This window comes from Pedobacter cryoconitis (assembly GCF_001590605.1).
In the GTDB taxonomy this organism is placed as follows: Bacteria; Bacteroidota; Bacteroidia; order Sphingobacteriales; family Sphingobacteriaceae; genus Pedobacter; species Pedobacter cryoconitis_A.
The window spans coordinates 3,350,318-3,376,647 of record NZ_CP014504.1 but is presented as its reverse complement, the minus strand read 5'-3'; the positions used below and the strand labels follow the sequence as shown (position 1 = coordinate 3,376,647).

Sequence of the window (26,330 nt, the reverse complement as noted above, 5' to 3'; positions counted from 1 at the left end):
TAAATCATTCCGATAAGAGCCATAACAGTAGCCTGTAACTACTGTGTAACAGCCAAATTTTGTAGACTCATAATCTATTTGGCCGATGGTTCGAACCCATCATGGTCCCACTTAGAGAGATGATCAATGCTAAATGTTGTGGAGCAAGGAGTGATTTTTGAATCCAGTCTGTTTAACTTGTTTTCACCCATTAGTCCATTGCCTGATTCCCTCTCAATTTCCCACAAATCGAACCATAGTAAATGAATACGCTGGCAGGTTTATTGGGCTATCCTTTTTTAAGGTGACGGGATCAATTGTTTGGGTCACGGTTTTATCGGTGGGTTTGCCAACCAATGTTGCTTTTGTTGCCACTATGCCATCAATTTTAACTTCACCTAAATCAATGGTTGTATTCACAGAAACAGGTAACAGGTTCACTATTTTTATAATAATGCTATTTGTTTCGCTGTCTTTCACAATGGAATAAGCAATCCGTTTGCGTACTTTTTCTGGCTGGTCTGTTAAAATCAGATCTGCTGGAATGTATTGATCTCCAGCGTTCTGACCGTAGACCTTCTGCACATAATAGCCGGGCGTTGGTTTAACTTCATCATTATTGAAGTAGATAAGATCTGGGTTCCACTGTGTATGACCTTCCTTTGCAATAAGAGGTGCGTAGGAGGCCATGCTTACTACATCGCCGTTGCGCTCCAGGGAAGTCATATATAGGGCCTCCGAAAGTGATGTCTCCCAGTTTGTTCGATTACCACCAGGCAAACTTGCCGCATACTCGCCCAAATAAACTTTGGATTTGCTCCGGTCATATTGATCATAAAAATCCTGATTATTGATGAACCAACCGGGCGACTGATAATAATGTTCATCTAATATTGGCACTTTTAAATCCGATCCGATCTTCCAGCCTTCTTCATAATCTGTACCTTCAAAAAATGGTCCTGCCGAGCCAATTACCGTAATTTCTGGATGGGCTTTTTGCAGGGCCTTATAGATCATGGTAAATCGCTCTTTAAAAACTTCGGTAATCTGGTCTTCATTGCCAATTCCTATATATTTTAAGTTAAAAGGTTTTGGATGACCTGCTTCTGCCCGCTTTTTGCCCCATTTGGTATTTATAGCACCATTGGCATATTCTACCAGATCGATAATATCCTGGATATACTGTGGCATTTCAGACATTGGGATTCCCCCTTGTTGGCCACCACCTCCGGTTCCCGAATTCTGACAGGGCACACCGGCTGCAATTACCGGCACTGGCTCGGCGCCCATATCCTCGCAGAACTGAAAATATTCGAAATATCCCAAGCCCATAGTTTGATGATAGCCCCACAAATTGCGGTCTGGTTTACGTGATTCTAATGGTCCGATTGAGTTTTTCCACTTATAAATATTGTCAATACCATCGCCATGTGCCACACAGCCTCCGGGAAAACGGACAAACTTAGGTTTGATGTTTGCAATTGTAGTAGCCAAATCAGCCCTAAGTCCATTTTTGTGGCCCTTATAGGTTTTTTCTGGAAATAGGGAAACCATGTCAAGCCCCAAACTACCCACACTATTTACTGTAATTTCAAGCGACACGTCTTTGGCATTGGACAATGAGATTAAAGAGGTTTTAAGGACTTTCCATGATCCCGAAGAAATAGATAACTTTTTCTGTGCCAACACACCTTGTTTAGCACTCACTAGATTCACCGTTAGCGAGATGTTTTTGCCCTCGAAAGCTTTTGCAAAAGTTGAGAAATGATAAGTTTCGCCTTTTTTAACGGTGATCGCGTCAAACCCTGTATTGCATAAAGAAGCCCCGGGCTCATTAACTTTAAGTAGGGCATAATGAGGATTATTTAGATGGATGCCGTTTAGAGAATCGACTGTAAACGTTGCTTTATCGCCTTTTAGTGACCACGCATATTTACTGTTCCAGTTTTTATCGTCATAGCTTTTATCACTTGGATGATATTCAAAATCGCGGTTTTGAATTAGTTCTGCATAAAGTCCACCATCTGCGGCATAGTTAATATCTTCAAAGAAGACCCCGGTTAGCAGCTTACTAATCGGCTTTGCAAGTGCCATTTGAGCTGACAATTTTATCTCCAATGGTTTTAAACCTGCAAAACGCTCTGGATCGTCCTTAGTAGTTTCTTTATTGAGTGTATTTTTATATTGGATAAGCTGATGGGCTTTTTTAAGTCCGGCCACTACAGACCAGGGTACACGGTGAACCTGGCCTTCTGTTTTTTGTTCAAGATCTGCAATTATTGTGTGGTTTTGGTAAGCTGTGGCGCCTGCTTTAGTCACTGGTGTATAGAATTTAAAATCCTTGGTTTCTGTAACGTAGTATTTACCATCTGCATCTGCATAAGTAATTTTATAACTTTCTTTTTGTTGGTTGTAGGTAATAACGGGACGCAATACATTTTTCCCTAAGGAGAGATAAGGATAACTTTGCGGGCTCCAGTCAATGAGATTCTTTGAAGTTGCCGAAGCAAATTGATGGGTATAGGTATTGATTTGCCAAACGCAAACCCACTCTCCATCTTTACCGCGAATCAGATATGGCGAATTCATCTTTTTTTCTGACCCCCATCTTCCATAATCAGAATTTAAGTAGACATAGCCAGCTCCAATGGATGTCCAGTTTTTTTGATCAGTACTCCAGGCAAAGCAAAGTCCGTTATTATTATAAGTAAAAAGATAAACCGAATCTGGTTCGTCCGGTGGTACTGGACTTGCAAAAGTTACGGCATTTATACAAAGAAAAAATATGCAAAACAGTAAAAGTTGGCGAAGAAGATGTTTGGATTTTCCAACTTCATTCCCACTCACTTCCCGAAAAAAAAGATAGGTCATATTTGGTTCAAACTATTAATGAAACTAAAGTAATAAATAAACGTCATAATAACGATTAATAATGATGGGGGGAGTATAAAGTATTCAGTATGACTATAAAAACTGGGTGCAAACAGATTGGCTTTTATAAGGTAGACTCAAGATTATTCTCTCATTTTTTATGCCCAGTTGGGTTTAACTTGACGGGTAAACATGTTTCAACGATGTTTGTCCACTTTTTTGCCAATTTAATAATCGGCAAAAAAAAGTAATTTATCTATTTATAGCTATTTACAAACTCGATTTATTTTTGATTAAACCGTAATATATGTTTTGATCTATCAAAAATATTACACAACTTTGGCCACTGTTTTTATTTGATCTAAATAATTATAGTATTTATTTAAGGTTAAATTTATATGAAAATCAAACTCGTACTTTTTTTAATGTTGATCCCAGTACTGATGGTTAAGGCGCAAAAGTCAGCAACCATTACAGGAAAAATCACCACGACTGATGGCAATGCTGCCGTTGGTATAACCCTAACCGTTTCAGGAACTACACTCGGAAGCGTGACGGACGGAAGTGGTGTTTATAAAATCAAAAATCTTCCTTTAGGAAATCAAATTATCCAACTCTCTGCTATAGGCGTCCAGACTCAGACCAAAACTGTTGAAGTAAAATCTGGCGAAACCATAAATGTTGATTTTGTGATCCATGGAACCTCCAAAGAACTGGAAGAAGTTGCTGTCAGTGCGCTCAGGGCGCATAAATATTTATATAAGGAGAGCGATCAGGTAGCCAGAATCCCATTAAAAAACCTGGAGAACCCTCAGGTTTATTCTGTTATTCCAAAAGAACTTATCCGCAATCAATTATCCCTTAACAGTAAGGATGTCATTAATAATGCCGCTGGCGTAGTAGCTTATTATACCCCTATCGGTACGGTAAGTGCCTGGATTAGAGGGTTCGATACCCGAAATGCGATCAGGAATGGCATGGTAACTCAATATCGGGCAGAGTCTGATCCCATCAATATTGAGCGGGTTGAGGTAATAAAAGGCCCTGCCGGAACGCTTTTTGGATCAAGTGCGATATCATTTGGTGGATTAATTAATAAAATTACTAAAACACCTAATCCTGTGGCGTCAACAGAAGTGGCCGTTTTTACTGGCAGCAATAGCCTGATGCGAATTACTGCTGATATCAATACCCCTTTAAATTCATCAAAAACAACATTATTAAGGCTGAATGCGGCTTATCATGCAGAAGATAGTTTTCAGGATATCGGACGCTATAAGAGTATAAGTGCTGCCCCAAGTTTTCTTTATAAAGTAAACGACAGGCTTACTTTCCTTGTTGATGCTGAATTTGCAGCAGTAACCAGAACACAGCAACCTTACCCATCATTCGGCCCCAATACCACCTTTAAAAATTTCAAGGATATTCCTATTGACTACAAAAAATATATAGGTGGTGACGATGTGGATTCTAAAACAACCATTTCTAATTTCTTTACCAAGGCAACCTACAAATTGTCTGATCAATGGGTTTCATCTACCAATTTGAATTTCAGTAATGGTTATGTAGATTATGCCAATCAGCTTTATCCAAGATGGCTGACGGATTCTACCATGACCAGGAATATTGGGATGTATAGCGCCCGTACACTCTCATTCATTCAATTTCAACAGAACTTTAATGGTGATTTTAAAATAGGCAAGATGCGTAACCGGGCAGTTATTGGCGCAGATTTTACCAGTACAATTACGCGATTGAACTACGCTTATTTTAATTATGATACCATTAATGTAAATAAAAATTTCTCTCCATTATTTGCCCAGCGTGCCAATGCCCTGATGGCAGCAGCTAAACCAGGCTATTATCAGAATACGCAAACCAATTATAGTATTTATGCTTCTGACGTAATTAATCTAACCAAGCGCCTTCTTGTGATGGCAAGTTTGCGATTGGATCAGTTTGTTAACAAAGCGAGCATTGAGAATAGTCTTCCGGTAAAAGATAATTACCAGCAAACGGCCCTTTCTCCTAAATTTGGAATGATTTATCAAATTGTAGATCAGAAAGTTGCTGTTTTTGGAAATTACATGAATGGCTTTCTAAATCAGGGCCCGGTTACCCAGCCTGATGGCAGTACACTCAGGCTTAAACCAAAACAAGCCAACCAATGGGAGGGCGGAGTGAAAACAGATCTGCTAAATAAACATTTGGGCTTTACCTTAAGCTTTTACGATATCAAGGTTAATAATGCTACTTATACCGACAACAATAACTTCAGCTTACAGGGTGGTACACAAAGAAGTAAGGGTTTTGAAGCGGAATTGAATGCAGAGCCTGTTGATCATTTTTACATCCTATCCGGATATGCCCGGAACAGCAACAAATTTATATCAGGTACGCCCTCACTGATCGGGAAAAAAGTTGCCGGTGCTCCAGGTCAGGTCTTTAACCTTTGGATGAATTACCAGTGTGTTAGCGGATTTTTGAAAAATTTTGGTGGTGGCTTTGGGGGCAATTATGTAAGTGATGTATACTGGGATGCCGCAAATACCATTACCATACCTTCCTATACGGTATTAAATGCAGCAGTTAGTTATAATAAACCAACCTGGAGAGCATCGGTTAAAATGAATAATCTATCCAACCAAAAGTATTGGAACAGTGATGCACAGCCGCAAATGCTGAGACAGATTATTGGTTCTCTTGCTATGAACTTTTAAATGATAAGTTATACCTAAATCTACCGATCAACATGCGATATAAAAATATACATAGTGTCCTGATACATAAAAGGTGTGAGGAACAAGGCATCAGCTGTGAACTTCTGGTACCAGGAGATGAAGAAATTTTTGTGCTTCAAAAAGAAGACCGTAAAATATTCATCAACCGTGGGGTGTCTCCATATGTAAGCCATATGGCAGCTACCATTTCAGAAAACAAGTTAGCGACCAATACTTTACTTCGAAACCACGGAATTCCTATTCCTGAATTTATGTTCTGCACTGATCTTCAGCAAGATGCTGTGTCATTCCTGAAGAAACACAAGCCGTTGGTAATTAAACCATTCGATACCAATAAGGGAGTTGAAATCCACATGAATATCTCCAGTCAAAAAGAATTGGAGCATGCTTTCTTAAATGTTCGAAAAGTAAGTAGCCATGCTATTCTTCAGCAGCAGGCTGCAGGTAAGGATTACCGGATTTTACTTATTGGAGATGAGCTTGCTGGCGTACTATTAAACGAATGGGCTTATGTAACCGGCAATGGAAAAGATCAGCTGGAACAACTTATAGAAATTGAAAATGATAAAAGAGAAACAGAGGGTACGGCTGTTTATGATCGGAATTTTAAAATGCTTTCTCCGGTTCCGATGGAAGATGTAGTACAGGCGCTGGCATTACAGGGACTAGACTTTCAGTATATCCCCCGCGATGCTGAAAAAATTTACATCAGCTATTGTGGAAATGGGTGGGCCGGTGCACTGGCGATTGATAGAACGGAAGATATTCATCCAGACAACCTTCAGCTCGCCAAAAAAATAGCAAGGGTATCTGCTATTGATGTAATTGGGATTGATATCAGATGTGAGGATATCGCAGTATCTCATCAGGAATCTGCATTTGCGGTGATTGAGGTAAATATCCGGCCCAGCATGGTCGATCATGAGTATCCAACCGAAGGAAAACCCAGACGTGTGGTTTCCCAATATCTTGATTATTTATTTAGAAAATCCCATCATGAATAACTCAGGCCAACAATTATCTTTAACTGTTTTGCCGCAAACTGAAACAGCAGGTTACGCTCAAGCTTGTCAGGAAGTCATGCAAAGATTGCTCTATGCACTAATTAATGAAAGTTCAGATCAGCGGCAGCTTATTTTAACTACTGTTAACGATCAGTTTAAAGTGAGACGGATTGTTCTTCCTTCCAATGCTGGAGTTTTATCCTGCATAGAAGCAAATGATAGGAATATTACGGTTTATTTATCAGTGGTATTACTCAGAAATGATGGTGGTTTAACAGAGCTTGATGTGATGACACTGCTGAGCTGTATACTGGACTCGTGGAAAACGGAGGATGCCTGTAGCGAAAAAATCAAGGCAGAAATTAATAATTGTTTAGATCATCTGGCTATGGCGTTTGATTATGAAGCTGAGCATACTGATCAGGTCAGCCACTATATTAAAGCGGCAATTTTGGCGAAGCAATCTGTTTTTCAGCAACGGGAAACATTATTAAATTCAGAAATTATACCTTTTAAGGGGCATCCCATCCATGTTTGTGCCAAAACCAAAATGGGATTTTCAAGGCAAGATGTACTGGCTTACAGTCCGGAATTTTCGCCGAAGGTTAATTTACAGCTCCTTGCCGTACATCGATCACAGCTGGTATATTCTGATGAAATAGATATCTGGACGAAATACAGTGCTGAATTGTTATCGTATAAACAAGCTGAGGATTATCTGATTATGCCTGTTCATCCCTGGCAATACGAAAATGTTATTTCGAAAGCATATAAAGCGCACATAGATAGTGGAATTTTATTTAAACTCGAAGATGAGGCTATGGAAGTCCTGCCCACTTTATCCATGAGAACGGCACTTTTACCAGCAACGCTAAACCAACCGTTCTATCACATTAAGGTTCCTGTTAATATTCAGGCTACCAGCGTTAAAAGATCATTAACGCTCCGGGATTTATATAATGGTATTGAATTTAGCAAGTTGATTTCGGATATGATGCAGAAGATCCCCTCCATGGCTAATAAACGTGGACGAATGATCAGTGATGTGTGTGCGGCACATTTTAAAATTCAGGGAGAAACAAATCCGGGATTGTCTTTTCTTTTAAGAAATGATCCGATCAACTATTGTTTACCAGGAGAAACGATGGTTGTTGCAGCGGCTTTAACGCATTCCACTAAATTACACCCGTACCCACTTCTTTGTCAGTTTATCGATCAGTCCAGATTGCCGGTAGAAATTTACCTGGATCAGTTGATTGAAACCCTGTTAGCCATGCCGCTGGAAGTATTTCTTCATGAAGGTATCGCCCTGGATCTTCACGGACAAAATACGATGATCGTTTTTGATGAATTTCATCAGGTATGCGCACTGGCTTACCGGGATCTTGGTAGTGTACAAGTAGCAGATACGTACCAATCCCTGAACGAACAGAAACACCTTTTTTATGGCGAAGCGTCAACTTTTATGAACTACAGAGATACTGTCAGCGAATTAATGCATACACTTTTCAATAACCTTATCGGTGGAATCATTAGTTGTACGGCTAGCGCATATGCAATACCTGAGCAGCAGATCTGGAGAAAAGTCAAAGAAACCAGCATGCGTATTATCCAAAGTTGTAAAGTACCGGATCAGGTAAAGAATGACTTTTGCAAAATGCTTTTTAGTCCGGACCTGATGATAAAACCCTTATTGAAAATGCGTATTGCTGAGAAAACTTTATACCAGGCTATTCCCAATCCTATGTTCAATATCAGCTAATGGCCCTATTTCTAAATAAAAAAGCAGAAAACAACCTGGCAGATCAAGATCTGTCAGGTACGTTTTATCCTAAATTTCTAATTTGTTCATTTATTGGTGCATTAGGCGATTATATGACGCTTTCTGCATTAGGATGGTATATTGTTGATTCAGTAGGATCTGCAGAGGTACTGGGCTGGGTGTTTTTTGCCAGAACAGTTCCACGGTTTTTTATGAGCTTTGTTGGTGGTTATTTTGCCGACCGGATGGATCGCAAAAAGCTGATTATTGGAGTATATTCAGGATTAATGGTTACTACAGGTTTACAAATTTTTGTGATCTGGAACCTATCTGGTTTGCACTGGATCTATATTGTAGCGGTTGTTTTTTTGCGGAATGTTTTTGACAGTGCTGAACCCAGTATCAGAAATGCATTGCTGCCAGATATCGTTAAAAAGGAAAACATTGCAAAGGCCGTGGGTTTTTATGCTTCCAGTTTAAACCTGGCGGCTATTTTTGCTCCGGTTTTAGCCGGATACTTGCTCTCAGTCATGACTATCACGCCACTGCTTATTGCAGATTTTTGCCTACAGATACCCTCTTTTTTAATTCTTTTTTTGCTCCCTGTTATACCAATCCATAAAGATGATATCGGTAAGGGACTTGCAAAGAAAGGCTATGTTTTTGCAATTTCTTATATCAGGCAATCTCCTGTTTTGCGCAATAGCTTGATATTGAGTGTTACACTCATGTTTTTTCTTTTTCCATTTGGTGCCATGCTTCCGCTACTGGTAAAAAATACACTACATTTAGATGCAAAATCTTTTGGGTTGATTAGTGCCACAGAGGCCTTTGGTGCTGTACTCGGCGGACTCTTGCTGAAATATATCACTCAAGATAATCTACTCCGGTTATGGCCCTGGATGGGAATGCTTTCCTGCTTTTTCTTGTTTTTATTGGGCTTTGCAGGCACTTCGTTATTCCTTTTTCTAATCATTTTCGCCTTAGGATTAATGAGTCAATTGTTCAGAAGTACAGGCCGCAGCATCTTTCAGCTCAACACACCAACAGAAATCAGGGGAAAAGTAATGTCAGTATTGATTTCAGACAGTGGAATTGTATCTTTGGGCATCTTATTTTTTACGCTAATTACAAGTAGATTATCTGTTGGCTTTGTTTATAGTTTAATGGGTTTTTTGGGAATTATAACCTCTTTCGGCTGCTATATGTTTTTACTTAAAAGCAAGAACAAAAATCAGTCAAAATAAAAAAACCTTAAAATATAGGTTGATCCCAAAGCTACCTTTTTCGGTACACTGCTGTTCATCTCCTATTTTTGATACATTTTGTTGGGCTATACTTATAAAGTGTACTGCTGGCTAAAATTGATGAAAAGTAGTAATACTTTTGGCGGGAAGCGTATACTTAAATGCATTGCCTGAAATGGCAACGGATCCTATCGAAGACATGTTTTCATTAGTCGATGTGCGATGAATATTTAGCGAATTAATACCGCTAACGTTAGCTACCGAAAAAGACTGGCTTACTGCTGAAGTGCCTGTATTAATAGCTACTATTACCAATCCGCCTCCACTGTAAGCTGTTATATAAACGTTAGAGACAGGATTATAGGTGCATGCTATTCTTTGTTTTCCAGGTCTTATCCATTTGGCAAACTGGCCGCCAGTGTAGCCGGCTTTATAAATTGTACCGCTTTGATTAACCAGGTTAACACTTGCATCATTATCATTAACCCACCAAAAGTAGTAAGCACTAAATTTGTTGTTCATACAATCACTAATATTTTTAGCCAAAACTAAACAGTTATCCATATTGTCACGGCTATTGGAAACATAGTATTCTGTCATCCAAACATGTTTCCCTTTATTTAATGCATTTTGATGTACATAATTGCCATTTCCATAAAGATGTCCGGAAACATAAGAAACTTTAGCGGCAGCGGTGGCATCGTTCAGTATCGGGTCAGTATAAACATCGTTAAAATTAATAGCATCGGCACAAACAATAGGTTTGCCAATATTTGATCCGCCTGCTTTAATCATATCACGTATCTGGTATCCATCCAGATTACCATCTTCTGAAGACCCATCGGGCTCATTTTTTATAGATACAAAATCACATTTTATTGTTGAAGCGGCACTACCCAGCCAATTGCAGAAATTAACATACTGGTTAGATGGAATAGTATTGCCTGATCGGAAAGCGGTAGGTATTTTCCAGGGGCAGCCTAATACTTTAGCACCCCGGGCATGCGCTGCTGCGGCATTGTTTGTTTCATCGGTCCAGTCATTATTCTGGTCGAAACGTACCCTTAACAAAGAAAAGCCCAGTGTATTATAAAGTGCATCGTTTTTGGCTGTAGTAAGTGTGCCACACCACGCACTGGAAAAGCCTAACCCATCAATGGTTTGATAATAGGTATTGCCATCAATAGATGCGAGTCCTTGTATCTGCGAATCAGCTATCTGCGAATCAGCGTTTCCTTCATTTTGAAGCTTTTCTTTTGAACAGCCAAACAGTAAAAATGCGGTAATAGCGATGACATGAATTTTAAATTTCATAATTGATTATTTTTTTTAACAGGTAGCTGCTAATTTCAAAAAAGCTTATAAAAATTACTTACTTTAATGCCAGGTATTTTGTTAAATACGATTCGCAGATTAATGTTAAATCTAACGATGCAAAGATAGGTTATGGTATACTGTTCGTCAATTACAAATAAGAAGAGTTCTCCTGCGCATCTATTAGCTACTCGTCCAGAACTGTTTAATCAAATTTCTCAGTTTCAATTATTTTCTTATCTCGGTGTGAAGCCTGAATCCTTAAGCAGGCTACGCAAGCGGATATTTCATAAATACAAATGCCACTGTATATTATCATGATTTTTGTATTTGTAGTAATTTATTAAAACATTCTAACATGGGAATGAGTTACCACCATAGCTTCATACCCGATAAACAGGCAATGATTACGTTAATTCACAGAGCCGCAGACCTTGGCGTAAATTTATTTGATACGGCAGAAGCCTATGGGCCTTTTACCAATCAGGACCTGCTTGGTGAGGCACTCCAGCCCATTCGTAAAATGTCATAATCGCCACCAAATTTGGTTTTAAGGAGGGCAGATAGTAAACAATTACATGAAATTTCCAAACTGATTAAACAGAATGTGATCAGGGCCGTTGTGTTTCATTTTGATCAGATGAATGAAACTCTTGAATATGTAGAGACTGGAAGTGCCAAGGGAAAAGTAGTGGTAAAATGAAGACATAACTTAAACAAAATAATCAGGCCTATTATTTTTTGTAAATGTTATTTGGATTTAATATAAATAAGAATGTATTTTTGCGGCACATATAATAATCTCAACCGCACAAAATGATAAAACTTTTATCTATTCCATTTCTATTTTTAATCTGCTCACTTTATTTCACTATTCCAGCGCATGGACAACAGACTTCGCAAACGGTAAAAGGGACTGTAATCGATGACAAAGGCGATCCGCTGCCTGGTTCTACTATTATTGTTCAAGGTACTTCATTAACTGCAATTGCCGATGTGAAGGGGCGTTACTCCGTTAGTCTTGATCCTGGAAACTATACTTTACGTGTAAGTTTCCTCGGATATGTATCTTCCCACTATAAGATAAAGGTTGTTACAGGTGCAAACATTACACAAAATATATCCCTCTCAGCCGATAACTCATCCTTACAGCAAGTTGAGATAACAGGGCGTAAAGAAAGAACTTACAAAACCAAGTCGACCTTTATCGGCAACAAAACTGAAACTGATATTAAGGATCTCCCACAATCTGTATCTTACGCAAGTAAAGAGTTAATGGCCGATCAGGGGGCAATACGCACAGGTGATGTCGTTAAAAACTTCAGCGGCGTAAGTCAGTTCACATTTTATGATGATTTGACCATTAGAGGATTCCGTGTTAACGGCCAAAGTAACACGCAGTTGGTTAATGGGCTGCGTACAAGCACCGGCTTTTGGAAACAACCACTGACGAACTACCTTGAACGTGTTGAGGTATTAAAAGGTCCTTCATCAGCACTATATGGTAATGCCAGCCCTGGAGGTGTGGTTAACAGGGTAACTAAAAAGCCACTGAATGAAACCCGCCGTCAGCTTAGTATGTCATTAGGCAGCTTCAATACATTACGTGGTTTGGCTGACTTTACCGGGCCTGCCAGTAAAGATAGTACGCTGCTATACAGAATAAACCTTGGTTACGAGGATGCAGGATCTTTCCGGGATCTGCAGTTTGACAAAAATATTGTAATTGCCCCATCTTTATCATTCGTGGCATCTGAAAAAACACAGATCAATTTTGATATGGTATATAACAGCTCTCGTTCGAGGCTCGACAGGGGGCAGTCTGTTATTGGTAACGATCTTTATTCTACTCCGCAATCCCTCGCGTTAAGTACGGCCAATGACTTCCTGAACGAACAAACTTATATTGTTACGCTTTCAGCCAATCACCGTTTTAATGAAAATTTAAGCTTTAACCTGGCCTATTCAAAAACCGGTTATCAGGAAGATCTTTATGAGCACCGTAGTGCAAACGCTTTTGCCAAAGATAAGTTGGGTAAAGATATACCTAACCTGGTTAATATGCAGGTGTTCCAACGCAAACGCAAACGGTATATTGACAATTTAAGCGGATACTTTAATTACAATGTTAAAACCGGTAGTGTTGAACATAAAATTGTTGTTGGTTACGACTATGGTAGTGAAAAAATGCCTGCCGGTGCCTCACAACTTACTGCTTCTGGTTATAGAAATGCGACCAATACAGGCACTATCGCCAGCTACGTTGCAAAGGACAGTTTGAAGTATCTGCGCGACCCTAAAGGTAATCCTGTACCTAACATCCCATCTTTCGACTTGACTAATTCGATCAATTCACAACGAATGCAAGATGATAGTAAGGCATTTTTTGCACCAACAACTCTTGCGCCAACATACTACTATCTGAATGCAGGATATGTACAGGATCAAATTAAATTAGGCCGTTTTCAAGCATTGCTTGGTATACGTTATGAGTATTATACCGACTTTATAAATTATGCGACTTCGACGGAAGGAAAAACGCACTCCAGCGCCTGGTTACCCCGTCTTGGATTAATATATAGCGCAACAAAAAATATAAATGTATATGGTAGCTATGTGATGGGCTACAACCCGCAAACCGCGGCTAACCTTGCTAATCCCAATGCGGGTGGACCGTTTGCCCCGGTTACCAGCAACATGATAGAATTTGGTGCTAAAAGTAGCTGGTTTGACAACCGTTTAGCTATTACCACCTCAATTTATCAAATTGAACAAAGAAATACGCTTTATAATGCCAATGACCTCATTAATCCTGACCTGTTAAGACCGGTTGGTAAAGAACGTGCCCGTGGTTTTGAGTTTGATATTACGGGTCGTATCTTGCCAAACTGGAGCATATTGGCATCTTACGCCTATAACGATGCTAAAATTGTAGAGAGCCTTGTGCCTGCTGAACTTGGCTTGCAAAAGCCTAATGCACCAAAAAATACAGCCAATATCTGGACAAGGTATAACTTTATAAGTGGACAGTTAAGCGGCTTTGGTTTTGGCTTAGGATCAAACTACGTTGGCAAACGTAATTTATCTATCAATCTTTCCCAAACGATTCCTGAGTATCTGTTGATTAATGCTGCCGCTTATTATCGTGTTAATAAAGTGCAGATCCAGGTTAATGCCAACAACATCACAGGTAAAAAATATTGGGTAGGGGGGTATGATTATATCAGGCTGTTCCCAGGTGCACCCTCAAACTATTTGTTAACATTAACATACGACTTTTAATATGCTTTGGAAGCGAATTAAGGCTATCGCATCCTGGCTACATTTATGGATAGGCTTGTCTACAGGTATCATCGTTGTCATAGTGGCTGTAAGCGGGTGTGTCCTGGTGTTTGAAGATGAGCTATTTGACTTTTTTCACAGTGATCTTGTAAAAGTGAAAGAAACCGGCCCTGTAAGGCCGGTTTCTGAGTTATTATGCATAGCTCAAAAAAAACTGGGCAACAAGAAACCCGTAACTGATATCCGGATCAATGAAGCAGACCGCAGCTATATATTTTCTGCATCAAAAGTTAATAAAAAGGAAAAAATGTCCCTTAGCTATTTCAGTCAGTTTGCCTATCGTGAAGATGTATATGTAAACCCTTATACTGGCAAGGTAATGGGCATTATTGACGTTGAACACGAATTCTTTAATGTTACCGAGCAACTGCACCGGCAGCTTTTATTGGTGAAGCCTGTAGGTAGCTTGGTTATAGGTTCATCCATATTGCTGTTTCTGATCATGCTAATTACAGGCTTTATGCTCTGGCTGCCGAAAAATATGAAGCAACTTAAGCGAAACATGTCTGTGAAGTGGAGTGCTAAATGGAAAAGAGTAAATTACGATCTGCACAACAGCTTAGGGTTTTATGTACTGCCAATTGTGATGATTATTGCCATCACTGGCTTGGTATGGTCTTTTAGATGGTGGGAAAGCGGGATATACCGTATACTCGGTTCACCGGGCAGAGTTGAGCTGATGCGTACCCCTCCTAAAATCTCAAGCGTTGTTTCTAATAATACTGGCAATACCCTGGATAATATACTTGCATCCATACAAAAGCAAGTTGCTGACAATTACGAGACTATAGGTTTAAGCATCCCTCAGAAAGATGAACAAAGCCTTATGGCATTCGTATATCATAAACATTCCAGTGACGGCTGGCGCAATATGAGTTATTTTTATTTTGATAGGCGTAACGGACAACAATTTGATCAGCTGATTCATAGTCAGAAGCCACTGGGTTTAAAATGGCGTAACTCAAATAAAGATATCCATACCGGACGTATCTATGGCCTGGGTACCCAGATACTGGCATTTTTAGCCAGTTCTATCTGCGCATCATTACCTATCTCTGGTTTTTTAATATGGTGGGGTAAGCGTAATAAAAAAAGTAAAAAGACAAGTTGAAAACCGGAAGTAATTCCAGTGTAATTTTTTTTGGCAAAGATATCGGTATTCCGTGTTTTTTTTACGCTTGACGAGCCCAAAGTTTAATTTAGAATTGATTTCGGCAAAGTAAACCAGAACGTGCTACCCTTACCGGGTTCGCTATCAACCCCAATCTCTCCATCATGTTTACGGATGATATTGGCACAGATAAACAGGCCAAGACCCAGTCCTGAGTATTGTATTTGTTGGTTATCTGCCTGGTAGTAGCGGTCAAAAAGAAGAGGCATCTTTTCTTTACTGATTCCTGGCCCTTTATCAGTTACTGATACTTTTACAAATGCTGCTTCATCTTGCAGCTCAACTTTAATCTCTGCTGAACCTGGAGCATATTTTACCGCGTTACTGATCAGGTTGGTGAGTACCCTTCCGATACGTTCTGAGTCGGCATGGATAATGAGCTCTTTGTCTCCGGTCAATGTGACGGTTTGAGTTTCTGAGGAGGCAAACTGGTCACATATTTCCTTTGCAAGTTCATAAAGGTTAAAAGTTGTCTTTCGGAATTCAAGCTGCTCACGGTAATTTTTGCCTGCGTTGAGCAGGTCGTCTATGATCAGGGAGATCCGGTTTATACCTTTATTTGCCTGGGAAACTAACAGCTTGTTTCGGCCTGAATGTGGTTCCGTAGATCTTTCAAGTAATTGCAGGGATGCTTTTAAACTTGTAACCGGAGTCTTGAGTTCATGGCTGGCAATGCTGATGAAGTCGTCTTTGTGCCTTTCGGCGATTTTATCTTTTGTGATGTCGTTAATCACACCGATCAGTTTTACAGTTTTTCCATCTTCATTGGTTTCGGTTTTTCCTTTCATGTTCAGCCATTGTAGTATACCGTCAGCTCTAAGGAGCCGGACTTGAACATCAATGCCACCTTCAACTTCGATGTGCTGGATTGCTGCTTTAAATCCAGGTAAATCCTGCTCAGTGATGTGCGGATAATAGCTTTCCAGCGTCCAGTAATCTTGCCTTTGCCCGTATCCAAAAATCTGATCATGGTCGGGGGAACGGAAAACTTCATTAGTCTCCAGATTGAGTTCCCATACGGCGGTATCAGAATATTTTAAGGCTACGTTCAAACGTTTCTCACTTTCTTCATGTTTTTTTAACCCGGAAATATCATCCAGAACAGTGAAACCGAATGTTTCGCCCTGGTCGTTATATAGAATAGTGGTAACGTCTACCCAGACGATGCTCCGGTCTTTACGGTACAAGCATGCCTGTAGTTTGAAATGAGGAACTTTCTTGGACCACAGTTCTTCCTGAAGCCTGTGCCAGTGCGCTATATATTCTTCACAGGCATGATCCAGGATCTTAGTCCCTTCAATTTCTTCAGGTAGATAGCTTAAAAGTTCGCAAAGGGCTTTGTTAACCTTTAAAATAGTTAAGTCTGATCGTATGATCTTCGAGGCTACGCTTGTAAGATCAAAGATCGTGTTGAACTTGGCATCACATTCGTGGAAACGTGTCCTAAAATCGTCTGACTCTTTTTTTTCTTGCATAACAATCTTCAGCTGGGTGAGCGTATAACACTTATAAATCCAAATCTGTTTAATTTATATTTACTTGAATTATTAGTTCCCAGCATAGGAGCAAATGTTTGGAAGTATCACTGCCAGAATGATCTCAATTTGTTACTATTACCTCAAGCAATGGGAAGTAAGCGCAAGTCGGTTGAAGACCTGACGTTAATTGTATTATCTTACACGGTAATTATAAGATCATCTACGAGAAAATACTTAAATACTAACAGTATTTTTGATTATAGTTTAGGATGTTATATTAATAGTACTTATTTTACAGTCATAATGTTGTAAAATGGACTATGGGATTGCTGATTTGAATGATGAATCGTTGCTTTTGATGCTCAAAAGTGGTGATCAGTTGGCTTTTTCCGAAATATATCAGCGTTATTGGCCTATTTTGTACCGCCATGCGTTTAGAATGCTTAAATCAGATGCTGAATCTGAGGATGTTGTTCAGGATATATTTATAAAATTCTGGAAGACTGCCCCTAATCTTCCTGACCATACAACTCTTGGTGCTTATCTGTACACCATGGTACGAAACACCGTACTCAATATTATTGCAAAGAGTAGCGTACATGCTTCCTACCGGAGTGATCTGGAAAGATTTATGGTGGATGGATATGAACTTTCGGATCACCTGGTCCGGGAAAAGATCCTTGCTAAATTGATAGAACAGGAAATACAGCAACTGCCATCCAGAATGAGGGAAGTTTTTGAAAGAAAACGGATTGATCATCTATCCTATAAAGAGATTGCTGAGGCGATGAATATTTCTGAACTCACTGTAAAGACACAAATGAACAAAGCTATCACCATTCTCCGCAGAAAACTGGGGAACCATATTGCCCTTTTCTTTACCTTATTATAATAGTATCAGCATAAAGCCAGTGGTTCTAATTATCTATATAGTCGTTAGTTTCAACTGATATATATTTTGCTGGTCCCATCTTCGGATGAGGTTGTGCGCTATTTCAGCGATGAGTGCAGCAAAGATTAACAGAAATATAACTTTTTTTTAATATGGCATACAACATTGATCCGGGTAAACTGTCATCCTTTTATACTACCGTATAATTAATTATGAAAAATCTTAAATCTGAAGATATTATTGATGCCTTTCTGGATGGCAAAGCCACAGCTGAAGTGTCTGCAAGGCTTGAAACCTGGTATCTTCTGAAAGCGGAACAAGCTGCAGAAACTGATGTGCAACACGATTACGAAGTAAAGAATGACAGGATGTGGATGAATATTCAGCAGGCAATTAAAAATGACAGTGTTCCGCCCTCCAAAGTAGTGCGTCTGTCTCGCATTTCGAGATGGGCCGTTGCTGCTGCGATTCTAATGATCTGCAGTTTGTCTGTCCTCTATTATAAACAAAGTAATCAGCCTGTGGAACGCTTTACCATCAGTAAGGGAAAAGATATTGCCCCAGGCAAAAACAGTGCATTTCTTACCCTTGCCAATGGTAAAAGGGTTGATTTAAGCAATGCTGAGAATGGCGTATTACTTGCAGAAAGCGGGTTAAGTATTGTGAAAACAAAAAATGGACAACTCGTTTACCATACTAAACCTGGACAGGCCCAGTCCAATAAGCCCAATACAATACAAACACCAGTAGGCGGACAATATATGGTCATACTGCCGGATGGCTCAAAAGTTTGGCTCAACGCAGCATCTTCGCTGACCTACCCAACTGCCTTTGATCAGGATGAACGTAAAGTGAGCTTAACAGGGGAAGGATATTTTGAAATTGCACACCTCATGCAAAAATCCGGAAAGGCAGTAATTCCTTTTGTAGTAACAGTGATGAAATCCGGAAAACTCAATCAGCAGGTTAAAGTTTTAGGTACACATTTCAATATCAACAGCTATCCGGATGAACCGGTGGTCACTACTACGCTACTACAAGGAAGTGTTGTAGTGAACATCCCTTCAGCTCAAAGTGCTGTTTTAAAACCGCAGCAACAAGCCATACTGAAAGGCTTACAACTTGATGTATCCCCTGCTGATACAGAAGTGGCCATGGCCTGGAAAAATGGTGAGTTTATTTTTCGTGAAGACCTGGCCAGCGCAATGCGAAAAGTGGCGCGCTGGTATGGTGTGGAGGTCAGTTATGAGGAATCAGCTCCGAAGAACCTGATGCTTGGCGGATGGATGTCAAGAGAGACTAATATTTCAGCTATACTGAATCATATACAATCAACAGGAAAAGTTCATTTTACGATTGAAGGAAGGAGGGTTATAGTTTCAAGGTAAACTACATACCCACATAGAAAATAACCAGAAGTGCTGAAACACTTCTGGTCTTGAATCTGGCGGGTGTCAATATTAAATATCAACTAATTAACCTGTGCATTTGCTCTGCCTTCGAAAACATGGGCATCTGCGTAACCAAACCTTAACAAATGTATAAAAATTTTACTTTAAATTTTGAGGTACGTCATGCGTACGTCTATAGATTTCTCCTTGTTATGCGATTGACTGTCCTGATTTTACTGGTTGCTTTCATGCAGTTGAGCGCATCTACGATGGCCCAGAAAGTGACAATGGTCGAGAAAAATGCTTCACTGGAACATGTGCTGCGTGAAATACGCAAGCAAACCGGCTATTCGATCATTTATGATCTTGATGCGGTACTGCATGCGAAACCTGTCAGTATCAATGTAAAAGGTGTTTCTGTTTTTGAGGCCATTCAGCAATCACTTGTTGCTCAATCGCTTGGCTTTTCATTTGAAGGACGTACTATTGTCATTAAAGAGCGGACGCTCACAGAACGTATTGCCGAAGCGGTGATTGCTGAAGAAGTCAGGATCATTGTACAGGATTCTGTCGGCCGTTTGCTCCCGGGAGCAAATGTTTACGACAAGACACGGAACAAAATGTATACTACCAATTCAAAAGGAGAGGTGCTGATTACTAATATCCCTAAAAATGGGCTCGTTTTGCAGATCACGTATGTTGGGAACAAAACTGAAGAGATCTTCGTTGACAGGAAAAGCGGTTCGCCGGCTCTGGTCATTATGAGACCGGTACAGGCAGATCTGAAAGAAATAAATGTGGTCTCCACAGGATACCAAAAGATTAGTAGAGATCGTGTTGCAGGTGCCTATACGGTGGTATCCAGCGAGGAACTGGCCAAAACTCCGGCAGTGAACCTGATGGATAGGCTGGAAGGTAAAGTTCCTGGTGTTAAATTCGACGTTAAGAATAATACGGTCCAGATCAGGGGCGTAAACAATTATGGTGGCAATGGAGGTTTACCGCTGATCGTTATTGATGGATTTGTGATGATCAATTCAAGTGACCAGCCAACACTTACCCAAAGAACAGGAAGTACATTTGGAAATCCGATCATCAGCAACCTGAATATAGCTGATATCGAACAGATTACTTTTCTTAAGGATGCTTCGGCTACTTCTATCTGGGGATCCAGGGCAGCTAATGGCGTAATTGTAATTGATACCAAGAAAGGTAAGGCTTCTAATCCTTCACTAAACTTTAGCTATGTATTCGGCATCTCCAAAAACCCTTCTTTATCCAAACTAAAATGGATGAATAGCGCCCAATATGTGAATCTGGAGCAGGAAATGGTAGATAAGGGATTTATTACGGATCCTGCCCTGGCCACTCCTGGTAATGAAATTTATGCGCAAAATAACAGTGAGGCTACAGAATGGATGTTTAAGGTAAAGCGGGGCACAGCAACAGTGCAGCAGAGGGATGCAGCCCTGGCAGAAATTTCTTCCAGAAACGGACAGCAACAGATTGAAGATAATCTGATGCAGAACGCGATCAATAATCAGTATAATCTTTCCTATTCAGGTGGTACTGAACATAGCAACTATTATGTATCAGGCGGATATGTTAAAGATGTCCCGGTATTTAAAAAGAATGTGGGAGAAAATGCATTTTTAAATGCCAACACTTCTACCAGCTTTCTGAACAAGCGCATTACCTTACGGACACTGCTGAATTACCAATACTCCAAAAGTATTTATAATAGCAGCGGTGTAGATGCTTTATCCAGCAACTTAACGTCATTGAGACCTTATGATCTGCTTCTGGATGCAAGTGGCAATCCGATTTTCCGGACTAATATTTTCAGGCAATCTATAGCAGATAGTTATACTGCACAAGGCTATCTTCCTTTTGGCTACAATGCAGTGGATCAGCTGAACTATTCAAACTATACCAGTAAGAATAATGTATTCAGGTTCAATGCCGGGCTGAACGGAAAGATTACCAGCTGGCTGAACGCAGATGTTTCCATATCCAGTCAGCGTCAGATAGGTTACAACACTATGCTGGATGAGCTAAATAGTTATAATTCAAGGATTCTTGTCAATACAGGAACTGTGGTTACGAATGGTAAACTGGTATATAATGTACCTTATGGCGGCAAAATTTATACCGCTAATGAAAACTCTTATGATACCGGACTCCGCGGTCAGCTGAATTCTGATTTCACCCTTCACAATATACATCATGTGAATATTATCGCAGGTGCAGAGATCAGGGAAACAGGTAGTACCAGGACTAATGAGACACGTTATGGATATAACGAGGACACAGGGGGGATTGGCGCGGCAAATCCTACGGATCAATACATGACATTTTATGGTTACTCAAGCAACCTGGGCCAAAATCTGAGTGGCATATTGCAGACCCGTAAACGCTATCTTTCTTATTATAGTAATGCCTCTTATGCATTCAATGATAAATATTTCGCTACTGGTAGCGTAAGGTTTGACGATTACACGCAGCTTGGGCTGGACAGATCTAAACGAGCTAAACCATTCTGGTCTGCTGGTGTAAGGTGGAATGCTACTAGAGAGGACTTTTTGTCGGATATAAAATGGATCAATAATCTTTCGGTACGTGCAACAGTAGGAACTGCAGGTTCTATCCCGCTTAGCGGAACCAATCTGACATTAATTGATATAACAGGTACAGATCAGCGCACCGGGCAGCCTTTGGCCAACATCAGCACTCCGGCAAACTCAGCATTGAGTTGGGAAACTACCCGCTCGTATAACCTTGGACTGGACTTTAACTTATTCCACAACAAACTATCAGGTACATTTGACATTTACAAAAAACGTACCTCCGGGATTTTGAGTAATTACCCCTATAATGCTACTTACGGCTGGTCATCCCTGGTATTCAACAGTGGAACGCTAAATGGCAATGGTTATGAGTTCGGACTGAACAGTGAAGTGCTTCACGCTGGTATGTTCAGCTGGAAATCAACCCTTAATTTCTCTTATAATACAAATAAGGTTACTGACGTACGTTATGAAAATAATGCCAGTTCTCTTGCCGGAAGCGGTAGTACTGTAGCTGGTATGCCGCTAGGCTCCCTTTATGTATATCGTTGGGCAGGTTTGGATAACAAAGGACAATCTCAGATCTATGACCGTAATAACAATATTATCTCCAGCACGACAAACTTAACTTCAGCATTTACCAAACAGGATCTCAAATATGCTGGCAGACAGGTAGCTCCTTATACAGCTGGCTTTATGAACACCTTCCGTTATGGTCAGTTTGAAGCTAACGTACAAATTACCGGATACTTTGGTCATGTGTTTACCAAGACGTCACTTGATAGCTATCCAACATTTCAGGGGAATTTCTCCGGCGTGCTTGGCAGAAACGCAGATCTTGCATTACGCTGGAGAAACCCTGGGGATGAAGCTACAACCAATGTACCGGGACTGAGCGATGTGAACTTTAGCAGCATTAACAGATATTCAAACTCTGATCTGCTGGTTCGCAAGGCAGACAATATCAGACTGCAACAGGTTTCACTAGGCTATGTGGTTCCGCAAAGAATGCTTCCTGCGGGTATGATCAAATCACTGACCATCTCTGCGAATGTAAGGAACCTGGGGTTGATCTGGAGAGCAAATAAAGATGGAATTGATCCGGAATATGTCAATACGGTCAAATTTAGTGGCCTCCCACCAACACAGAGTTATGTATTTGGATTGAACGCTTCATTTTAAAGGAAAACATGAGAACAAAATATTTAATACTATTTGCAACACTCTTAATTTTTGGGACAGGTTGCAGAAAATATGTAGAAATTGAACAAAAGAATGTAAGAACACTCAAATATACGACTGATTTCAGGTATGTAATGAATAACATCCAGAATCTTGAAGGTACATGCAGTTACCCCATCTTTTCTGGTGATGATACCGAAATCACAGATCCTTCGCGAATTCTTGCGATGGACGATATACAAAGTAATGTATATACCTGGTCAGCTAAATATACCAGTGATTCACAAGGTGACAGCGATTGGAACGGGCTCTATAAAACTATTTATACCTGTAATGAAGTTATTGCCGGTGTGCGTGATTCACAGGGCGGAACAAACGCAGATAAAGAACAGATTTATGCAGAGGCGCTTGTGCACCGTGCTTATGCTTATCTGATATTGGTAAATATGTATGGAAAACAATATAATTCAGCCACTTCATCGACTGATTTAGGTGTTCCTTTATTGCTTACACCAAATTTGTATACCAGCTTAAAGCGTCAGCCGGTAGCAGCGGTATACGCTCAGATTCAAAAGGACCTGACGGAATCTGTTTCCAGGCTGCCTGCACTACCAGATTACAATATGAAACCTGCAAAGGTTTCCGCTTATGCGATCCTGTCGAGAACTTACCTGAATATGCGTGATTTTAACCGGGCCGGATTATATGCGGACAGTTCATTGACCCTGCAAAGTACATTGCTTGATCTCCAAAAATATGCAACTGCTCCGGGTACGGTACCTACAAGGCTGAATGATCCTGAAGTGTTATTGTCTAAAACTACAGGGGTAACTGTTACAGCAGTCTCTATCAGTAATGATTTGCTGACTTCTATGGGCACAAGAGATCTTCGCTACCAGATTTTTACAGGTGCAAGATCAGTTTTTGGGCGTTCATTCAGTGGCACGTTTACAGGAAGGGCATATTCAAGATATCTGCTAAACGGTGAGTTTGTGATCGTCAATGGTCCTTCTGTCCCTGAAATGATGCTCGTTAAAGCGGAATGCCTTGCACGTGCCGGAAATGCCACATCAGCAATTAGCATGGTCAATAATTTACGCAAAAAACGTTTTCTTCCTGCGGATTATACAGATCTGCCGACCGGCACTGCCGATGCCGCGTTACAAACAGTGATAGACGAAAAGCGCAAAGAGTTTGTTGGCAGTGGAATGAGATGGTTTGACCAGAAACGCCTGAACCTGGATCCGGCATTTGCACAAACCAAAACCAGAACATTTAAGAACCAGACGTATACGCTTGCACCTAACAGTAACAGGTATATTTTTCCGATAGGGGACAAGTATATCTTACTTAGTCCTGAATTAGAACAAAACCCAAGATAAACGACACAAATCACAACATGAATAAACATATCGCAAGTATATGCTGGCTATTGCTATGCATCTTTTTCAGCAACCGGTCGGTCGCACAGCAACTCAGCTGGTCTCCAAAATCACCTGTAGCAGGTCAGCAGGCTGACCTGCAATATGACCCTAAAGGCGGAGACCTGGAGTTTAGTGACCAGATCTCTGGCAGCTTAATCTGGAGTGAGGGGTCAGAATGGCGAAGCAGCACCCTGTTGATGACTAAAGTCAATAACCTGTGGACCGCAAGCTATCAATTCCCCGCAAACGCAGTATTTGCAGCGGTAAAATTCTTTCAGGGAACAGAAGAAAAAATAGAGGCATCGGACAACAATCATGGCCGCGGTTTCTATACTGCTGTACTGTCAACCAATAAAAAAACTGCTCCGGGAACCTATATTGCTGAAGCCAGGTTTATTACACCAAACAGCAATATGCTTTTAAATGGCTATGTGAACCCTGTTTTGAGTGCAGGCAAAATTGATTCGCTTTTAACCAGAGAATTTGCCATCAAAGGATCAGCTGTAAGCAGGTATCTGGCAGACTATCTTGAGCTGAAAAAGAATACCATGGATGAAGCAAAGTTCAAAAGTTTTGCAGACCAGGTATTACAGCATGAATTGAAAAACAAGAAGATTGATGAGGACTTGCTGGCAGCGATTCAGCGTTACTATGCGTTTAACCTCCACTCTGCTGAACAAGCTGCAAAAGTAGAGCAAATCATATTCAAGAAGTATCCAAAGGGCAGTACTGCAAGGTTTATTGCCTATAACCGGGTAGCTACACAGAAAACGGATGAAGGCTATCGTAACGCGGCAGAAAATTTTCTGAAAGATTTTCCTTATCAGGAATGGATACAGCATCCCAACAAACAGGCATTTATCTATTATACTATACATACCGGCCTGGAAGTAAATTATTTTAGCAGCAAGCACTATGATCAGTTCCTGGCGATGTTTAAAGCCTTCGATTTCAAGACTGCCAATGAAGTTTACCGCTGGAACCTGACCAAGTCTGAAATGACAAATAACGGGGATAAAAAGGTGCTGTTCGAATTGAGTAGAAAAATTCTGCCCTACCTGTTTGAAAGAAGGACAGATGGCTCTTACCGTGAGGATTTTGGAGGCGATGTAAAGAAGGAGCAGGCAAATGCGGACAATCAGCTTGATGACCGGATTTTTACGCATATCAGCCTGGCTTATGCGACGAAAAATTACCAGGACGGGCTCGCGGCTTTCAAAAATCTTTCTCCAAAGGGACAGTACGGAAATGCAGACCTGAATGAAATGCACATGAAGATGCTGGAGGAAATGGGAGAGAGCAAAGCAGTTTTTGCATTGCTGGAAGCCAGTGTTAAAGCAAATGCGGTTACACCGGCCATGTTTGTGGAAATGAAACAGATTTATATGGATCAGCACAAAGGTAGTGTTGAAGGATACGAAAAATATTTGTCGGCATTGATACCAGAGGATAAAAAAGCCGAAATGCGTGCTCATGTAATGGCTGGTATGGTCAGCTATCCATTACCGCCTTTCACGCTGGAAAGTGCAGATGGCGGTTTTGTAAATTCATCTGATTGGAAAGACAAAATCGTAGTGATTGATTTCTGGGCCACCTGGTGCCGTCCATGCATCATGGCTTTCCCGGGGATGCAACTGCTGATCGATCAATATACCAAAGACCCTCAAGTTGAGATTTATATGATAGGAACGATGCAGTTTGGGGATTATAAAGCTAAGTCGGTTAATTATGTGAAGTCTCAGGGGTACCGTTTTAAACTCCTGCATGATGCTGTTGGAGATAACGGTGAACAAAGCAAGGTATTCAAAAGCCTGACCCCTTTATTCAAATCGGGCGGAATCCCAAGAAAGATCATTGTGAAAAACGGTATAGTCAGATATAGTTCTGAGGGTTATGGCGGCAGTCCGAGTGAGCTGAAAGATGAGCTGGCAATGGCGATAGAAATTTTACGTACAGAGAAATAAA

The 26,330-nt window shown here is 40.5% G+C and carries 16 protein-coding genes; 13 read left to right on the top strand and 3 right to left on the bottom strand.

What is annotated here, in order from left to right; all coding sequences use genetic code 11:
• Positions 1-213: 213 nt before the first annotated feature.
• The gene (locus tag AY601_RS13890; protein WP_068402104.1) at positions 214-2,850 is read right to left on the bottom strand and encodes an alpha-L-arabinofuranosidase C-terminal domain-containing protein; all 2,637 of its coding nucleotides are present in this window, start codon (positions 2,848-2,850) and stop codon (positions 214-216) included.
• Positions 2,851-3,248: 398 nt separating this feature from the next.
• Between AY601_RS13890 and AY601_RS13885 the strand changes: the two genes are divergently transcribed.
• Genes AY601_RS13885 through AY601_RS13870 form a run of 4 tightly spaced genes read left to right on the top strand, consistent with a single transcriptional unit; the run spans position 3,249 to position 9,604 of the window.
• A complete protein-coding gene (locus tag AY601_RS13885) occupies positions 3,249-5,570 on the top strand; it encodes a TonB-dependent receptor (RefSeq protein WP_068402102.1) in 2,322 nt (773 codons plus the stop codon).
• A gap of 32 nt (positions 5,571-5,602) precedes the next feature.
• The gene (locus AY601_RS13880; RefSeq protein WP_068402100.1) at positions 5,603-6,595 is read left to right on the top strand and encodes an ATP-grasp domain-containing protein; all 993 of its coding nucleotides are present in this window, start codon (positions 5,603-5,605) and stop codon (positions 6,593-6,595) included.
• Complete coding sequence (locus AY601_RS13875) at positions 6,588-8,357, top strand: IucA/IucC family protein (RefSeq protein ID WP_068402098.1); 1,770 nt, start codon at positions 6,588-6,590, stop codon at positions 8,355-8,357. Before AY601_RS13880 ends, AY601_RS13875 begins: the two co-directional genes overlap by 8 nt.
• On the top strand, positions 8,357-9,604 hold the full coding sequence (locus tag AY601_RS13870) for an MFS transporter (protein WP_068402096.1): 1,248 nt from the start codon (positions 8,357-8,359) through the stop codon (positions 9,602-9,604). The genes AY601_RS13875 and AY601_RS13870 overlap by 1 nt, the downstream gene beginning before the upstream one ends.
• Before the next feature lie 111 nt (positions 9,605-9,715).
• On the opposite strand, the gene AY601_RS13865 is transcribed toward AY601_RS13870, so the two are convergent.
• Entirely contained in the window at positions 9,716-10,918 is a 1,203-nt protein-coding gene (locus AY601_RS13865; RefSeq protein ID WP_068402094.1) for a glycoside hydrolase family 30 beta sandwich domain-containing protein, read from the bottom strand.
• 358 nt (positions 10,919-11,276) lie between these two features.
• On the opposite strand from AY601_RS13865, the gene AY601_RS25355 reads away from it, so the two are divergent.
• From AY601_RS25355 to AY601_RS13855, 4 genes are all read left to right on the top strand, one after another.
• Positions 11,277-11,450 carry an aldo/keto reductase gene (locus tag AY601_RS25355; protein ID WP_198163525.1) on the top strand — a complete coding sequence of 58 codons (174 nt, stop codon included), beginning with the start codon at positions 11,277-11,279 and terminating at the stop codon, positions 11,448-11,450.
• A gap of 12 nt (positions 11,451-11,462) precedes the next feature.
• Complete coding sequence (locus AY601_RS26365) at positions 11,463-11,621, top strand: zinc-binding dehydrogenase (protein WP_084359262.1); 159 nt, start codon at positions 11,463-11,465, stop codon at positions 11,619-11,621.
• A gap of 113 nt (positions 11,622-11,734) precedes the next feature.
• On the top strand, positions 11,735-14,200 hold the full coding sequence (locus AY601_RS13860) for a TonB-dependent receptor (RefSeq protein WP_068402092.1): 2,466 nt from the start codon (positions 11,735-11,737) through the stop codon (positions 14,198-14,200).
• A 1-nt stretch (position 14,201) separates the two neighbouring features.
• Positions 14,202-15,371, top strand: coding sequence for a PepSY-associated TM helix domain-containing protein (locus tag AY601_RS13855; protein ID WP_068402090.1), 1,170 nt, complete (start codon positions 14,202-14,204; stop codon positions 15,369-15,371).
• Between the two features lie 83 nt (positions 15,372-15,454).
• Here AY601_RS13855 and AY601_RS13850 read toward each other — a convergent pair whose 3' ends face one another.
• Positions 15,455-16,906, bottom strand: coding sequence for a PAS domain-containing sensor histidine kinase (locus AY601_RS13850; protein WP_068402088.1), 1,452 nt, complete (start codon positions 16,904-16,906; stop codon positions 15,455-15,457).
• A gap of 316 nt (positions 16,907-17,222) precedes the next feature.
• On the opposite strand from AY601_RS13850, the gene AY601_RS13845 reads away from it, so the two are divergent.
• The 5 genes from AY601_RS13845 to AY601_RS13825 all read left to right on the top strand — a co-directional run bounded on the left by AY601_RS13845 (position 17,223) and on the right by AY601_RS13825 (position 26,329).
• Entirely contained in the window at positions 17,223-17,801 is a 579-nt protein-coding gene (locus tag AY601_RS13845) for an RNA polymerase sigma factor (protein ID WP_068402085.1), read from the top strand.
• A gap of 212 nt (positions 17,802-18,013) precedes the next feature.
• Positions 18,014-19,189, top strand: coding sequence for a FecR family protein (locus tag AY601_RS13840; protein ID WP_068402083.1), 1,176 nt, complete (start codon positions 18,014-18,016; stop codon positions 19,187-19,189).
• Between the two features lie 149 nt (positions 19,190-19,338).
• Positions 19,339-22,941: a SusC/RagA family TonB-linked outer membrane protein gene (locus AY601_RS13835; protein ID WP_084359260.1), complete on the top strand. Its 3,603-nt coding sequence runs from the start codon at positions 19,339-19,341 to the stop codon at positions 22,939-22,941.
• Between the two features lie 8 nt (positions 22,942-22,949).
• On the top strand, positions 22,950-24,323 hold the full coding sequence (locus tag AY601_RS13830) for a RagB/SusD family nutrient uptake outer membrane protein (RefSeq protein ID WP_068402079.1): 1,374 nt from the start codon (positions 22,950-22,952) through the stop codon (positions 24,321-24,323).
• 17 nt (positions 24,324-24,340) lie between these two features.
• Positions 24,341-26,329 (top strand): TlpA family protein disulfide reductase, encoded by a 1,989-nt coding sequence (locus AY601_RS13825; protein WP_068402076.1) that lies wholly within the window; start codon positions 24,341-24,343, stop codon positions 26,327-26,329.
• Position 26,330: the final 1 nt, after the last annotated feature.